Origin of the sequence: Dictyobacter arantiisoli (assembly GCF_008326305.1) — a bacterium.
Taxonomy (GTDB): Bacteria; Chloroflexota; Ktedonobacteria; order Ktedonobacterales; family Ktedonobacteraceae; genus Dictyobacter; species Dictyobacter arantiisoli.
The window spans coordinates 1-15,908 of record NZ_BIXY01000114.1; the positions used below are offsets into that span (position 1 = coordinate 1).

Below are 15,908 nucleotides of genomic sequence, written 5' to 3' on the forward strand. Positions count from 1 at the left end.
AATTGGTCACTGACTTCCCACGGTTTGGTTCGGGCCATCTTGGTTTCTCCTTTGCTTGGGGGATTCGTGTTCCTTTCCTTGTTCTTGATTCTATCATCTCCTTCCACGTTTTCGGATAAGTTCTGAAGGGTGGCTCCTACGGATGCATCGGCGTTCCCCATGCTCCCTCTTTCCATTCATTTGTTGGAGTAGGTGCCCGACGCTCTGTCCTCTCCCTTGCGGTACGAATTTTCCTCCCTTTTTGTTTATCATTCCTCGTATTCTTCTGAAATTGGGTGCGATTTCATGGTTCAGGGTGCTCCGTTAGGAGCATGGCTTTTTTAAGCGGTATTGCTCGTAAGCCATCACCCGGAAGGATAAAGAGCTGAAGAATGGATGAAGATCGCTGGAGAAACCTCTTCTGAACTGGCACGCACAATTTGAAGCCCTTGTTGTTGATAGGGGGCAAGGGCTTCTGGTGCCAGAGAATTATCAGTGACAAGGTAGGTGAGGGCGTGAATGGGACCAACAATATAGGGGGCGGCGGTCCCTAATTTCGCTGCTCCCGTAACTGCCGCGACTTCCGCCGCCTGCTCGAGCATGGCGCGCTTGATATAGGATTCTTCGATCTCAGGCATACTGATACCGATGTCTGGATGAATGCTACATATCCCCAGGAAGCATAAGTCGGCGCGGATCTGGCGTAGCGCCTCAATCACGGAAACGCCAACCATCGCCTGCGCATCTTTTTTGAGCTGTCCACCCAGTACCTGGACCGTGACTGTTGGATGATGGATCAGGGTGGCCGCAACGGGCAGGCTGTTGGTGATAATCGTGGCATGTAAGGTCGGGGGAAGCTGGTTGGCTATCTCATGGACGGTCGTACCACTATCCATCAGGATGACCTGCCCATCGCGGATGAGCTGGGCCGCCGCTCTGGCTATCTCAATGCGGGTGCTCTGCTCATCCTGTTGTCTTTGTTCATAGGACACCGTTTTTAAGCGGGGAAGCGCTCCCCCATGAACCCGTTGCAGAATACCGGCCTCGGCCAGTTCCGTAAGGTCGCGGCGGATTGTATCTTCAGATACCTTCAATTGGGCGACCAGATCGACCGCGACGACCTTTCCCTGCTGTCGGAGCTGCTCAATGATATAGTATTGGCGCTCTTCCTTTAGCATCAATTTTTCTCCACTACGCATAAACCAGCATTGAAACCTCTTGATTTTGCACCTTTATGCGGATAAACTAGAAAGACGTTGCAATTTTATGCGTATTTGTCAGCAATGTCAAGCAGTTTTTTCTCAATGCAATGGGGCGAATGTCACCCTGATGGAAGGTTTGTATGTTCTTACACTATAACCATGTGGATCGAGCGCGTATTCGGATGGCCCGCCTTGCGGTTGTCTTACTCTTCTTTTTCAATGGAACGGTGATTGCGACCTGGGCGGCTCGTATTCCAGCCATACAGGCAAAGCTAGGCTTACCGCCCGGACAACTGGGCATTGCCCTCCTGGGATCAGCGGTCGGGGCGCTGGTTGCGATGAATGTTTCCAGTCGCGTTGCGGCCAGATTTGGCAGTGCCGTGGTGACCTTGATCTCGGGCATCTGTTTGTGTATGGCTCTCGTCCTGCTCTCGCTGGCCCCCAATCTTCCCTGGCTGGTGCTGGCCCTCTTCTTCTTTGGTGCCAGTAATGGATCGATGGATGTAACGATGAATATGCAGGGCTCGGCCGTTGAGCAGGATTATGGTTCTCCTATTTTTAGTTCCTTCCATGCCTTCTATAGCGTTGGCGCTCTGCTCGGCGCTTTTGCCGGTGGGATCTTTGCCACCTATGCTATTGATCCTTTTGCTCATTTTGTGTGTGTGGCAGTGATCGCGCTGCTGGGAATGTTTGTGTGTGCGCGTTTTCTCCTGCCTGCGAGCGCGGTAGTGACAAAGATTGAGAAGAAAGAGCGTGCCAGAAAAGCGTTCTTTGTGCGTCCCTCGCGCCTCCTGGTTGCCCTTGCCCTGATCTCTTTCTGCGCCCTGGTAAGCGAAGGAGCGATGTCGGACTGGAGCGCGGTCTATTTAGCGAATACCGCCCATTCCGGTGCGGGTCTGGCGGCGGCTGGCTACGCCGTGTTTTCTTTGTGTATGGCAATCGGTCGAGGAGTGGGAGATTACATGGCGGCGCGTCTGGGACCATCTATCCTGATCCGCATCTGTGGCTTACTGGCTGCGCTCGGCCTGGCCCTTGGTCTGATCTTTCCCTGGACGCCGCTGGTCCTGCTAGGATTAGGCTGTGTGGGCCTCGGCCTATCGGTCCTCTTTCCGTTGGTACTCAGCGCGGCTGGTCGTCTCTTCAAAAATAGTTCAGAGACAGCCATTTCCACCCTTGCCACCTGTGGCTATACCGGCTTTCTGGTTGGGCCGCCTGTGATCGGTTTTGTTGCCGACCATTTCGGCCTCAGGATCTCTCTCGGCTTTGTGGTACTCCTCTGCCTGATCACCGCGTCCCTCGCCGGAGTTACCGCCAGCAGCGCCCCTACCACGGTCTCAACTGTACAGGAAAGCCTTGTTGATTAAATTCACACACGAAATGCAAAACCGCTTCAAGAGCGAGAATGATAAACCAAAATGGAGTGAAGGGGAATTCGTACGTCAATAATGGAGCCGGGCATAGGACAGAGAGTCGGGGAGCGATGTAGGTGCGTGCCGAGGCCGCAGCCGAGGTGCGCTTACCCCGTCACGTACGATATCTCTCCCGTAGGTACTGATCCCCTCATGGCAGCGCGTTGGGGGAGATGGTGGTACGATTCACGGGAAAGCGTACCTCGGTTGCGACCTCGGCACGCACCTACACTTCGCCATTGTCATTCTTTAGAATAGCGAGAATGATAAACAAAAGAATAGCGAGAATGATAAACAAAAATGGAGGGAAGGGGAATTCGTACGTCAATAATGGAGCCCGGGCATAGGACAGAGCGTCGGCACGCACCTACCCTTCTTCATTGTCATTCTCGCTATTGAAGTTGAATCTCGGCAAATGGGAAGTGTCAATGGACGATAAAGCTCTGTTCGGACGGAAATTCCAGCCAGACCTGTTGTTCGGGTGCGAGCTGTCGATCCGCAAAGGCTTGTACGGGTAGATCGTGCTCAAGACCGACATGTATCAACGTACGCCAGCGACCGGCCACAAATGATGAGTGTACCACCGTTCCAGCGAGCAAATTCGCTGGCACGTCAGACTGCGGTTCGTGATGCACATGCACGTTCGCTGGACGACAGACAAACCAGCTCGCCTCGGTGGATTGCGCGGCCTGTTCATTGTGGATAGTCGCGCTCATCTGCTGGCTGGCAAACTTCTGCGGATCTAATTGAAATCTGGCCTGTTGTCCATCCTGGGTGATCAGTTTACCCGGTAGCATGTTCGCTGGTCCCATAAACGAGGCGACAAATGAGTTTGCCAGATGCAGATAGAGCTCGGTTGGTGTGTCTAGTTGCTGAACTTTGCCCTCGCGCAAGACGATAATGCGATCGGACATCGTCATGGCTTCGTTCTGATCATGGGTCACATTAATCGTCGTGATTTTTAGACGTTTGAAGAGTTGTACCAGTTCAGACGACATCGTTTCACGGAGGGCGGTATCCAGGCTGGAAAGTGGCTCATCTAATAACAGGACCCGTGGCTCCGTCGCCAGTGCCCGTGCTAGCGCGATGCGTTGCTGCTGACCTCCCGATAACTGATAGGGATAACGCTTCTCCATGCCGGGTAGATTCACCAGCTCAAGTAATTCATGCACTTTGTGACGTATAAAGGTCGCTGACTTACGCCGTAAGCGCAGACCAAACGCAATATTTTGCGCCACCGTCATATGGGGCCAGAGAGCATAATCTTGAAAGACCATGCCCAGATCCCGCTCCTCAGCCGGAACCTCGCGCCTCCCATCATAGATGACGCGCTCACCAATCTGTATCCAGCCCTGATCGGGTTTGATCAATCCTGCGATTATACGCAAGATCGTTGTTTTTCCGCAACCGGAAGGGCCCAGCAAAGAAAGCACCTCGCCCTCCTCCATGGTCAGATCAACATCAGAGATGATCTGCCGCTGCCCGTAACTCTTATTTAATTGTTTGATCTGTAGATACATACCCGCTATTTCTCCGCAAACGCTGCGCCCTCATCTGGCGTACAAGCCAGGGGATAAAGCGTAGGATGATTAGGAGCACCGTCACAATGATAATACTCACCATTGTCAGTGCAGTTCCTGGGCCTATTTGCATATTGTTGAACAATGTCATGATCTGGACCGGCAAGGTCGGCTGGCCCGGTGGATATAAAAGCTCCGAGGCCGCAAGCTCAAACATGGTGCCCGTGAAAACCAGTAACCAGACAGAGATAATATTTGAGCGTAGCAATGGGGCCACAATGCGTGTTAACAATTGCAAAGGACTACTTCCCAGGACCCGCGCTGTCTCCAGCATTGAAGGCCCCACCTGTTCCAACGCACCGATATTCAAGCGGGTAGCATAGGGCAAACTACCGCCGATATAAGCAGCCAATAAAATCCAGACTGTGCCATAGAACTGAATACCCTGCGGACCGCCGATGCCGATATATTCCAGATAAGGAGCATTCCAGGCAAAGATATAACCACTGGCCAGAATTAATCCCGGTACAGCGATAGTAATCAATGTCACGCCATTCAGGAGTTTGCGACCGGGTATCGTAGTGCGGCGAATAATAAATGCCAGCGGAATGCCCACAATCGCCGTAATCGATGCATTGGCCAGAGCAAGCCAGAGTGTACGATAGAGGGAACTCAAGTTATCCGATCCATGTGCGAGAACAGTCTGATAGTTACTCAATGTCCAGTTACTCGCAGCGAAGCCCTGTCCCGATGCTCGCATAAGCGACAGAAGCAGGCAGATACCCACCGGCACTAGCAGCGCGCAGATAAACACCAGCATTGTAAAGATAGTCGCAGGCCATCTCCATAATCCCAACGACACGCTACGGCTTGGCCTGTTTTTGCCGCTGATCGTCTGGAATGAGCGCGAACGCAACAGAGATGCTTGAAGCACCATCGCTAATCCGATCGCCAGGAAGAGTAGTAGAGAAAGCGTCGCCGAGAGAGCGAAGTCCACAGGCGACGTGTTCATCGCCGTATAGATCTGATAGGAGATCAGTGGCACATTGGAACTCTGTGCAATCGTCGCCGCAACACCAAAATCAGACAAAGCCTCAGCAAAAGCGATCAGTGCCGCAGCTAGAATTGCTGGGAACAACAGGGGAATATTGATCGTCAGCCAGGCGTGCCAGCGCCGAGCGCCAGAGATACGTGCGGCATCCTCAAATTCGGAGCCCAACCAGCGTAGCGCAGCCGTCACCGATAGATAGACATAGGGAAATGACTTCAGGCTTAGAATAAAAATCACTCCAACCGGAGAGTAAAACCAGTTGATGAAAGCATCAGGCACGTGGATATATTGGTCGAGCAGGCCCCCGCGCACAAAAAAGAGTCCCCACGTCTCACCCAGCAGAAACGACGGTGTAAAGAAAACGATCCACACCAGCATATCCAGTGCCCGCCGCAGCGGCATATCGGTACGGCGTGCCAGGAATGCCAGCGCCGTACCGATAATGCTGGCGAATAGAGCTGTCATACCGCCCAACCAGAGCGAATTCAGCAGTGATTGGAATGCCTCTGGATTCTGTATCACTTCGCTAAAAGCAGTAAAGTTGGGTACCAGATCGGGTTGAATGGCATAGGCATTGGGAAAGATACTTTGTAAAATGATCGCAGCCAGTGGATAGACGATAAAAAGCAGTAGCAAGCCAAGAGGAACCGCCACGATCAACAATTTCCCCCCACGTTGAAGCCACCTTGCCAGCAATGACTGAGACCGGAGGGGAGCCAGTGTACTGACTTCTCCTCCAGTTGTTGCGCGTTCAGCCAAAGAAGTTGAATTTATTGTACGATGTTGTTGTGGAACCATTGTTTCAACTCATTCTCAGCATCCGCCCATTTGGCTACATCCAGAGCGACGAATTTAGCAGCACTATCCTGACGTTTCGCCTGTGGAACCACTCCCTTGATGAGAGGTCTGAAGTAGGCGTCGCCACTGGTAATATCAAAGTGTGACATGACTGACTGACCACCGTTAGCACTCAGCACCCAGTTGACAAACTGTTTGGCACATGCCGTATGAGGTCCGTTGGCAGAGATACCTATTTCACTTGCCAGTGCCGCCACGCCAGAGGTCGGATAAATAATTCCAAGTGGTTGGCCCGTTTTTATCTCAGCATAGACCGCGGAATCCTGGGCAATCGCAAATTCACGAGCACCAGTCTCGACACTATTCAACGTCGGACCATTGGTCTGGAAGATTTTATCGCCATTCGCCTTCAATTGTGTAAAATAATTCTTCCCCTGCTGCTCTCCGCCCAATACCTGAGCCATGCCAGCAATGAAGGGATACGCGGGACCAGAGAAGGCTGGATCGTTTTCCGCTACCATATTGCGATATTGTGGTTTCAGCAGATCACTCCAATCCCTGGGCAAGCCGGATGCTGGTATGTGCCTGGTGTTATAGGCGATAGCTCCGGCGGCTGTTACTCCTGTCGGATAATAGGAGTGATCTGCGGGAATAAGATCTTTTCCTTGTGCATGATAGTTAGAGGGTGCCGATGAGTCCCATTTAAGCAGGTAACCTTGATTATCTAGCGTACGCATTGTGACGTCGCCATCAAACCAGATCACATCCCACTGTGGATTATTTCTCTCAGCCGAGATTTTTGCCAGCAGATTTCCGGTGCTATCGTCAACCAGTTTGACTGTAATTCCTGTCTGTTGCTGAAATGCTTTCGCGGTATCCGAGTCGTATCCCTGGGCGGAATACAATGTCAGGCCAGTGCTCTTATTGCATGTCGCGCTGGTCGTGGAACTTCCTGTGGTCTGCGCTGTAGGTGTTCCACCACAGGCTGTAAGAAGAGCCGTCAGACCAACGAGTGAAAATACGAAGCTGAGACACGTTTTTTTCCTCTGCATTTGCCATGAGGAAGAAAATAAACCCATAACAGGTGGAACTCCTTTGATGTATACGCTACTTAGAAAAGTAGCTACTTCTATTGGATAGCTTTGAGTTTGTAAGAAATATTCTTAACGCGTTATCTGTAGCATAGAGATGTTTTTTTAAAGCCGAGTAATGGATATGTTAATTTCTAGTGAACTTGTTACAAAATCACACTTGTTCGAATTAACAGATGCTAAAAGTAACATATGTTACATTAGAAGATCACGTTGATAGCAGTTCAGGCATACACGAAAAGAAAAGGAAAGACTATGCTCAAAATAGCTATTATCGGAGCCGCCGGCAGTGGCAAAACGACGCTGGCCGAGCAGCTCTCTGCCCGCTTGCAGATCCCTCATCACGATCTCGACAAGCTCTGCTGGAAGAATGGGATGCAGTGGGCGACATATGTGGATGATGCTATTGCCATGGCTGAGCAGCCTGCCTGGATAGCGGAGGGCAACTTCATCATCTGGACCGATCCTTGAACGTCTGCTGTCCGCCCAAACGACAGAGGATGCCAGGTAAACGTTTCTGATCGCTCTGTACTGCTTCTTGAATAGCACAAAGTGCGCTTACCCCGTCACGTACGAGAAGCACTGCCGTAGGTACTGATCCCATCCTGGCAGCGCGTTGTGGGGAGATGGTCGTACGATTCACGGGAAAGCGTACCTCGGTTGCGACCTCGGCACGCACCTACACTTCTTCATTGTCATTCTTTGTTTAGTATGTGGGGCAGGAAAAGCGCATAGCGCTTTTCCTGCCCCACATACTAAACACTGTTTTGAGCACCATCGGTGCGAAAACTCATGCACAGAGACCGTGGAGGCCACAAACGGCTTGCTCTCGTGTTAGACTACTGGCTGAGCTCCAGGTGTTGGGCGATGAACAAAAGCGAAACCTCGGCCACTTCACGCCATCCATGGTCAATGGTCAGGGAATGTCCACGATTGGGAATTTCGCGGAACGAAGTTTCTGCGGGATTGTTTTTCTGCAACTTGTAAGCCGCTTTGACAACCGTCATTGGAACCGTATGGTCTTTCTCGCCCGCAATGAGCAAGAGTGGTCCACGCGTGGGGTTCTTTATGTTGATCTTGTCTTCCGTCCACGGATTGAGGTTGGCGGCAGCGGCCTGGAAGACAGGTGTGCCGGAACCGGGCACCGCAAACTTTTCGTACAACTCGTGGGCTTCTTTTTCCTCCAGCATATTGACAAAACCATAACGGAACTGCTCAAAGCTCAGTGAGACGGCCCGGTGATAGTTGGCGGGATTCGAGAGGACTGGCGCACCGGACTTGAGTTCGGCGAGTGGCACCGGTAGCACGCCACGAAATCCGGCGGGATCGATGGCGACTGTTACCGCGGAGAGGCCCTCGTCGGCCAGTTGTTGCGCGATCAGGCCACCGAAGGAATGGCCAATAATGACTGGTTTCTTCTTGAGTTGGCCGATGGCCTCGGCATAGTGCTGTGTTACCTGCTTAATCCGCTTGTTGGCAAAGACCTCCGGGTTGGAATTTCCGTCTGCGACGGTCTCCGGGTCATCGGGCCAGCCTGGGGCGAGCGTCGTGTAGCCCCGTTCTTCAAAGAACTGACGCCAGTTGTCCCAGCTGGATGCCAGGAGATAAAGGCCGTGGACGAAGACGACCGGCTGCTTGCCCTCTCTGTTGGTGCGGTCGATCTCTTGCTGTTCATAGATCGTGAGAACGGTCATGTTCTACTCCTCTGGGGGTATCTCTAGAAACTGTTTCACTCGATGAGCGTCATTTTTGCTTTCGCCATCTGTACTCAAAGCGGCCATGAAGCTCATATGCTACAATGTGCATACTGTTTCTCTTGTTTTTCTTCGCTCTTTATTTCTTGTGAAAGAAGGCAAGAAGCTGATCGACCAATTCTTGTGGATGCTCTTCAGGTATCCAGTGACCAGAGTTGGTGATCACTCCACCGGTGACATGGGTAGCGTAGTTCTGTGCCTGGGTAAAAACGGCCATGCCGAGACTGTGGTCTGCTCCGAGTGCGAGCACTGGCATCTGCAACTTCTCTTTTCCATAGATTTTTATCTGCTCTGTGTCCGTTTGAAAGGAACTGAAATAGCTGATATAAGCATGGAGATGTGCAGGATCTTGCCAGTAGTGTGCATAGAGTGCTATCTCCGCTTTCGTGATACTTCCCTGGACCTGTGCAGGAACGCTGTTCTGGAAAAACTGAGTTAAAAAGGTTGCTTCACGTCCCTGGATGAGTTTTTCAGGCATCTGCGGAGTACTGAAAAATCCGAACCACCATATGCCGGGTCCTTTGGCAGTCAGTGCTGGAAGTGTGTAGATACTTGCATCGGGGATCGGCGCTTCCAGCAGAGCCAGGTGTTTCACATTGGTGGGATAGAGCGCTGCATATGCATAAGCGACCATCAGCCCGATATCATGACCGACCAGGTTGATGGGCCCAAGACCGAGTTGCGAGACGAGTCCATGGATATCCCTGGCCATCGTTGCTTTGTCGTACCCTGTCGATGGCGCGTCTGTCTGGCCTGCCCCCCGCATATCAGGAGCGATCACCCGGTAATGTTTGGCGAGATCGGGAAGAACTTTATGCCACGTGTACCAGGTTTCTGGAAACCCGTGGAGCAGCACCAATGGCTGTCCCTTTCCACCACTGACATAATGCATACGAATGCCATTGGTCAGGACGAATCCTTCAGTAAAGCCCTCTGGCAGAAGAGAAGACGTCTTCTGAGTCAGAGCCATCGAAGGCTGACTTGCTTGCTGAGCGTATACAACTGAGGAGAAACTTCCTGCGAGCAACGCGATACTGCAAAGCAAAACCAGTGTGAATTGCCGTGTCCAGTGCAGCCCCTTTCTTCCAGGCATGTACATGAGGTTTGTGAACCAACCTCGTTGCACCTGTTGCTGCTGTTCATCCGAGATCTTGCTCGTTCTCCTCTTCCTCAAATGGTGAAAGGGATCAGTTTTCATGAAACAATCTCCTGTTTTTCTTCTCTGGCGGCAACCAGGACAGCATACATGCTGCGTGTACTTCTCTCAATAAAGAGCAAGTGATCCATTGTACCGCTCCATTGGGTTTTCAACCGGACACCTGTCCGGCCTCGCTGATCACAGCTTTGTGCTTTCTTTGTCCGATTTATATGGTATTCAAGAGCCAGCCACCATCTGCTGCAATCTCTGATCCCACCACAAAAGAGGAATCATCTGATGCAAGAAACAGTGCGACTCTGGCCACTTCTTCAGGCAGGCCCAGGCGTTTGAGTGGTGAATGGTTGATGCGTGCTCTATCTTGTGCGTCCAGAAGCGCTTGTGAAGATCCTGAGCGGGTTAACAAGCGTGTTGCAGTGGGGCCAATCGTAATAGTATTGACCCGAATACCACGACCGATGAGCTCTGCCGCCAGTGCCCGTGACAGCGCGTGAATCGCTCCTTTGTTGGCGGTATAGAGCGAACTGTCAACGATGCCTGTCAGGGCGTTGACTGAGCCATTGAAGATGATGGATGCTGGCTCGTTGAGAAAAGGGAGAGCTTTCTGGACGGTGAAATACGCTCCTTTCAAATTGACATTCAGCATCTCGTCAAACGCCGCTTCATCCACCTCTTCCAGAGAAGCCCCTTTGAAAATGCCAGCGTTGACAAAGAGGATATCCAGTTTGCCAAACGTCTCGTAGGCACGAGCCATCAGCCGATCAATCTCATCAAGCTTTGTGACATCTGTTGGAACAGCCAGCACACGCTGACCCAGTTGACGAGAAATCTCGTTCAGGGTCTCTCGATCCCGTCCAGAAAGCACGACTCTCGCTCCATTGGCATGAAAGGCTCTGGCCGTCGCCAGGCCGATCCCACTATTGCCGCCGGTCACTAAAGCAACTTTTCCCTCAAGCGAACTCATACCACTCTTTTCCTCTCGATAGATGATCTTCCTCTCTGAAAAAGGATACTCTGTTGTGCCGCTTTTCAGAGAGCGTTATCGGTCACTAACGTGACTTTTTCCATTTCCATTGATTGGTTGCGCTTAAATTTGCCCTGGTTGTTTGTCAATACACCTGCTGCTAATCCATCAGAGGGGGGCCGGTCACGACCAGACCATACCTGGCCCCAAGTGCTACTACAGCTTGCATATCCAGTTGTGGAGCCAGATAGAGGGGGCGCATCTCTTCAAAGAACCCTCGCAGTCCACCTGGAAGAAAGGTGACAAGTATCTTTCCCATTGTCAATGAACGCCAGGCATGTGGCACCCCTCCTGGAATACGGATAAAGGTTCCCGCCGAAGCGGTAAATACTTGCTCCCCAAGTTTCACTCGATAGGTCCCTTCCAGAATATAGTGCAGTTCCTCTTGCTGATGTGTATGTTCAGGGGGTCCTATCTGTGGAAGCGTGATCGTGATCGCTTGATCAAAGAGTCCATTGGTGGTTTCTCCTGTGGCTTTCCAGATCCAGTACTCCCCACTGGCTTCAAAGGTGGTCTCTCCTTCGTTCGCGTTGAGCACGAGCGACGCAACGTTTGTGGTCATAAAACTCTCTCCTTTTCTTGATCTAACAAATGATGTCATTGCGCTTGTCCATACGTCATTTGCGCAATGTAGATTGGTATTCATCTTGACGCTGATCAAAGCATACCCTGTTGCGCTTCTTTTTCAGAGATCGTTATCTATCTTCTAACCAACGTTTTTCGTCGTGTTGAAAAAAAAGCAGAGTCTTGACAACGTATCGTATACTATCCAGCAGATCGTCTTCTTATCCAGTGAATAACCTCTTTTCTCATCTTATCTGTAGGAAGAACGTTGCAGCGTTTTCAAATCACATTGGTCAGTCAAAGGAAATGCGATGCAGAAGAACGTCCACTTACGTCGGCAGCGTCTGGAGCGCAACTGGCGACAGCAAGACCTGGCAGAGCAGTTAGGCACCACCGTCGTCACTGTTCAGCGCTGGGAACGAGGCACTCAGCACCCCAGTGCCTATTACTGCGTGAAACTTTGCGCCCTCTTTGGTCTGAGCGCCCAGGAGTTAGGTTTGGTGGAAGCGCTCCCATCTCCACCAGATACCACCGAAGTTGCGCAGGCAGTGAGCACTCCCACTCAGGAGGCCGCGCTGTGGACGGTGCCCTATGCACGCAATCCCCACTTTACCGGACGCGACGACCTGCTGAAGCAACTGGAGCTGCTGTTTACTGGAGAGACACCAGACCAGGGGGTGGGCGTGCGCCAGGCCGCCTTGACCCAAACGCAGGCGATTAAGGGATTGGGTGGCATTGGGAAGACACAGATCGCCATCGAATATGCCTATCGCGCACACCTGCAGGGACGCTATCGCGATGTCATCTGGATCTCTGCAGCCAACGAAGAGACGATCCTGACCAGTTTCGTCGAACTTGCGCGTTTGTTGCCAGCTCTTGTGCCCCAGGAGGAGACGAATCAACACACCATCATTGCTGCCATCTTGCGTTGGTTAGAACAGCGCGAGCCGCCCTGGCTGCTTCTGGTCGACAACGCCGATGATCTCTCCCTGGTTCAGCCCTATCTTCCTCGCCAGGGCCATGGACACATTCTGCTTACTACGAGGGCCAACGCAGTTGGTGCGTTTGCTTCCTCCGTCGAAGTCGATACCATGGGGATCATGGAAGGGGCCCATCTCTTGCTGCGACGTGCTCATCGCTTTTCGGCTTCCTCACCAGATGAGATAGACGAAGCCATTAATGTAGTCATTGCCCTTGCGCAATTTCCTCTTGCCATCGATCAAGCGGGTGCCTACCTTGAAGAGACCGGCTGCAGCCTGCACGACTATCTTCACATTTATCAGCAGCATCGCTCCGTGCTTCTTGCGCGGCGCGGGAAGCAAACCACGCAGTATCCCGAGTCGGTGGCAACAACCTGGTCCCTCTCGTTTGCGCAGGTGCAACGAACCAACCCGGCTGCGGCCGAACTGTTGCAACTCTGTGCCTTTTTTGCCCCTGACCACATCCCGGAAGAACTGCTGAGCGAGGGGGCCTCCTATTGGCCACCTCTCCTTCACGATGCGGTGGCGGATCGTTTCACCTTCAACCAGATGCTTGAAACCTTGCTGAGCTTTTCCCTGGTGAAGCGGCTCTCTGAGGAGCGGATGCTGAGCATCCATCGCCTGGTACAGACTGTTCAAATGGATCGCCTGGAAGTCGAGATGCAACGTACCTGGAGCGAGCAGGTGGTGCGTGCCGTGCATGCCCTCTTCCCTGCCGACACGAAAGACGTAGCGACCTGGCCTACGTGTCTGCGTTACCTGGAACAGGTCGAGGCGTGCGATACGTTGATTCAGCACCATCAACTCCTGCTGCCCGAGGCGGCGGATCTGCTCGACCGAACAGGTAGCTACTTTCTTGAACACACGATGTATACCCAGGCAGCGTCGTTGTATCAGCGGGCACTCCACATCTGCGAGCAACAATGGGGTCCAGAGCACCCTCGGACAGCAACCAGTCTGAACCATTTGGGCATCCTTCATCGAGACAATGGCAACTATAGGGAGGCGGAACCCTTCTACCAGCGGGCACTCCGCATCCGTGAGCAGCAACTGGGTCCTTACCATCTCGACACCGCTACCACCCTGCACAACCTGGCGAATCTCTATGAGTCTCAGAGAGCTTACGCAAAGGCGGAACCCTTCTACCAGCGGGCACTCCGCATCCGTGAGCAGCAACTGGGGCCTCACCATCTCGACACCGCTGCCACCCTGCACAACCTGGCGATCCTGTATCAAGATCAGGGGAACTACGAGCAGGCGAAGCCGTTGCTTCAGCGAGCATTGTATATCCGAGAGTCGCTCGCTCCTCACCATCCCGACACCGCTGCCACCCTGAACTATCTGGGGGGGGGGTATCAGGAGCAAGGTAAGTATACCGAGGCAGAACCCTTCTACCAACGTGCTTTTGAGATCTTTGAACAACAATTCGGCTCTTCCCATTTTTATACAGCGATGTCTCTGTACAATCTGGCAGTGTTATATACAGATCAAGGGCGCTATAGGGAAGCAGTACCGTTGTGCCAACGAGCGCTAGTCATCTACGAGCAGCATCTAGGCTCACTGCATGCTCATACGGCGGATCCATTGGCCTGTCTGGCACTCCTCTCTCTCAAACTGGGCAAGGATGCCCAGGCGGAATCGTTGGCTCTGCGGGCGTTACGCATTCACGAGCAGCATCTGGGTGCTTTCCATCCCTACGTTGCTCTCGATCTGGCGATCCTGGCGACCCTCTATCGAGATCAGGGGAACTACAAGCAGGCGGAGTCGTTGTTTCTTCGTGCACTGCGTATCAATGAACAAGCATTTGTCTCTACTCATCCGCAAGCAGCTCAAGCCTTGCACGAGTTTGCTCTCTTGCGGCATGCACAAGATCACGACGACGAAGCCCGCTCCCTCTACGAACGCGCACTGGCTGCCCGAACCCACACGTTGGGTGCAACGCATCCCCGGACCATCGAAACCAGAGAGCGTTTGATGGCGTTGTTGCGTCGCATGGGTTGCACCCAGGAAGCCGCACAACTGGAAGGCGTACAACCAGGTGCAACGGATCTGCTGAGAGAGAGGACTTCTGCCAGCCGTGGGGTGTCAATGGAGCAGAGCACAGCGGTGGCCGGCGCGTGGAGCAGCGTTCTGCCTGCGTGCCCTGGATGTCAGCTGACCGCAGAGGTCCTCAAAAGCGGGAAAAACCGGTCGGGGAGTCAGCGGTTTCGCTGCCGTAGGTGCCAGTTGTACTTCACCCCTCAGCCAGGTACCCGGCAACCCGATCAGGCGCGAAAAGCTCAGGCTCTGGCACTTGCAGGACAGGGCATGAGTTACCGTCGCATCGCACGCCAGCTGGGCGTGCATCATCGAACTGTGAGTGCATGGATCAACGTGCATGGATCAACGTGCATGGATGGATCACTATGAGCAAACGCGTCCTGACAATGGTGCACTGAAATCGGTTGGCCGATTTTTCAGACTGGTGGTCAGTAGCACGGCGAGTGAGCACCTGTCTCCCCTGGTAACTGTTCAGAAGAAGCCTGGTGATTTGGGGAAACCAACACACCACTGAGTTGAGTCTGGAGCGATAGAAGAGAGGTTTCTAAAAAAAACACGTAAGGGACCGTAGGATGAAAAAACGCATGGCAGTGGAAAAATGCAATCTAGCATGATTTGAGAAGAATGGGGAAATGACGATTTGAATAGCACAAAGCGAGAATCTATGACAGACTCTCGCTTTGCTTTGTATTGATGTTCTTTGATTTTGTGTTTTTAAGAGACGATGAGCTGAATCATGTAGTAGACGGAGGCGACTGCCAGGAAGATGCAGTAGATACCGGAGAGGATGCGCGATATTTTGTTGGTCCCCTGGATATATCTGGGCCGCAGACAGAACATCGCCAGGCGCGCGGTGATAAGGAGGACGCCGATGAGAAGCAGGAAGTCGATGACCCTGATAACGACGTTGGCATTAAAAATAGCATACATGATAACAATCCCGCCAAAGGCGAGAATCGCCCCAAGGATGTCTGCCGCGGCAATCGCCATGAACAGGCCCTCATCATAGGAGCGTGCCAGCAGCATAGGTGTTGTCTTCAACATGATGTAGAGTCCCGCGATATAAGCAATGATACTCAATAAGACCCATAAAAAGTTCGACATGTAATTTATCCCCAAATGATATATTTTTCTGGTTGCACGTACTGCTGCCTGTACCCGGCCTCTGGCGCAACAGTTGGCATGCTTCTTTCACATATAAGATGGGCAAGAAGCCCCGCGCCTTCAGGCCGGGGAGGAATGCCCACTTCCTTTTGTATAACTATAGCCATCGCTGTGATGCACATGCGTAAAAAATCGGACGTTGAGTCCTGCTATGCGTCCTTGTTTGGTGCTTAAAT

Annotated in this window: 13 protein-coding genes; 3 read left to right on the forward strand and 10 right to left on the reverse strand. The window is 52.4% G+C overall.

What is annotated here, in order from left to right; all coding sequences use genetic code 11:
• Nucleotides 1–344: 344 nt before the first annotated feature.
• Nucleotides 345–1,157: a DeoR/GlpR family DNA-binding transcription regulator gene (locus tag F1593_RS25015; protein ID WP_149404286.1), complete on the reverse strand. Its 813-nt coding sequence runs from the start codon at nt 1,155–1,157 to the stop codon at nt 345–347.
• 164 nt (nt 1,158–1,321) lie between these two features.
• Here F1593_RS25015 and F1593_RS25020 point away from each other — a divergent pair, with 164 nt between their 5' ends.
• Entirely contained in the window at nt 1,322–2,545 is a 1,224-nt protein-coding gene (locus tag F1593_RS25020; RefSeq protein WP_149404287.1) for an MFS transporter, read from the forward strand.
• Between the two features lie 470 nt (nt 2,546–3,015).
• On the opposite strand, the gene F1593_RS25025 is transcribed toward F1593_RS25020, so the two are convergent.
• From F1593_RS25025 to F1593_RS25035, 3 genes are read right to left on the reverse strand one after another with little or no spacing between them, the layout of a single operon-like run.
• Complete coding sequence (locus F1593_RS25025; protein WP_149404288.1) at nt 3,016–4,110, reverse strand: ABC transporter ATP-binding protein; 1,095 nt, start codon at nt 4,108–4,110, stop codon at nt 3,016–3,018.
• Nucleotides 4,082–5,959: an ABC transporter permease gene (locus F1593_RS25030; protein WP_149404289.1), complete on the reverse strand. Its 1,878-nt coding sequence runs from the start codon at nt 5,957–5,959 to the stop codon at nt 4,082–4,084. The genes F1593_RS25025 and F1593_RS25030 overlap by 29 nt, the downstream gene beginning before the upstream one ends.
• Complete coding sequence (locus F1593_RS25035; RefSeq protein ID WP_149404290.1) at nt 5,932–7,038, reverse strand: ABC transporter substrate-binding protein; 1,107 nt, start codon at nt 7,036–7,038, stop codon at nt 5,932–5,934. Before F1593_RS25035 ends, F1593_RS25030 begins: the two co-directional genes overlap by 28 nt.
• A gap of 267 nt (nt 7,039–7,305) precedes the next feature.
• On the opposite strand from F1593_RS25035, the gene F1593_RS25040 reads away from it, so the two are divergent.
• Entirely contained in the window at nt 7,306–7,521 is a 216-nt protein-coding gene (locus F1593_RS25040; RefSeq protein ID WP_149404291.1) for an AAA family ATPase, read from the forward strand.
• On the opposite strand, the gene F1593_RS25045 is transcribed toward F1593_RS25040, so the two are convergent.
• From F1593_RS25045 to F1593_RS25065, 5 genes are all read right to left on the reverse strand, one after another.
• Entirely contained in the window at nt 7,502–7,729 is a 228-nt protein-coding gene (locus F1593_RS25045) for a hypothetical protein (RefSeq protein WP_149404292.1), read from the reverse strand. The two genes, F1593_RS25040 and F1593_RS25045, sit on opposite strands and share 20 nt — an antisense overlap.
• A 160-nt stretch (nt 7,730–7,889) precedes the next feature.
• The gene (locus tag F1593_RS25050) at nt 7,890–8,744 is read right to left on the reverse strand and encodes an alpha/beta hydrolase (protein WP_149404293.1); all 855 of its coding nucleotides are present in this window, start codon (nt 8,742–8,744) and stop codon (nt 7,890–7,892) included.
• 139 nt (nt 8,745–8,883) lie between these two features.
• Complete coding sequence (locus F1593_RS25055; RefSeq protein ID WP_216368986.1) at nt 8,884–9,774, reverse strand: alpha/beta fold hydrolase; 891 nt, start codon at nt 9,772–9,774, stop codon at nt 8,884–8,886.
• 394 nt (nt 9,775–10,168) lie between these two features.
• Nucleotides 10,169–10,924, reverse strand: coding sequence for an SDR family oxidoreductase (locus F1593_RS25060; protein WP_149404294.1), 756 nt, complete (start codon nt 10,922–10,924; stop codon nt 10,169–10,171).
• A 160-nt stretch (nt 10,925–11,084) separates the two neighbouring features.
• On the reverse strand, nt 11,085–11,546 hold the full coding sequence (locus tag F1593_RS25065) for a cupin domain-containing protein (RefSeq protein ID WP_172632437.1): 462 nt from the start codon (nt 11,544–11,546) through the stop codon (nt 11,085–11,087).
• Between the two features lie 313 nt (nt 11,547–11,859).
• Between F1593_RS25065 and fxsT the strand changes: the two genes are divergently transcribed.
• On the forward strand, nt 11,860–14,937 hold the full coding sequence (fxsT, locus tag F1593_RS25070) for an FxSxx-COOH system tetratricopeptide repeat protein (RefSeq protein WP_149404296.1): 3,078 nt from the start codon (nt 11,860–11,862) through the stop codon (nt 14,935–14,937).
• Between the two features lie 345 nt (nt 14,938–15,282).
• Here fxsT and F1593_RS25075 read toward each other — a convergent pair whose 3' ends face one another.
• On the reverse strand, nt 15,283–15,672 hold the full coding sequence (locus tag F1593_RS25075) for a hypothetical protein (protein ID WP_149404297.1): 390 nt from the start codon (nt 15,670–15,672) through the stop codon (nt 15,283–15,285).
• Nucleotides 15,673–15,908 lie beyond the last annotated feature (236 nt).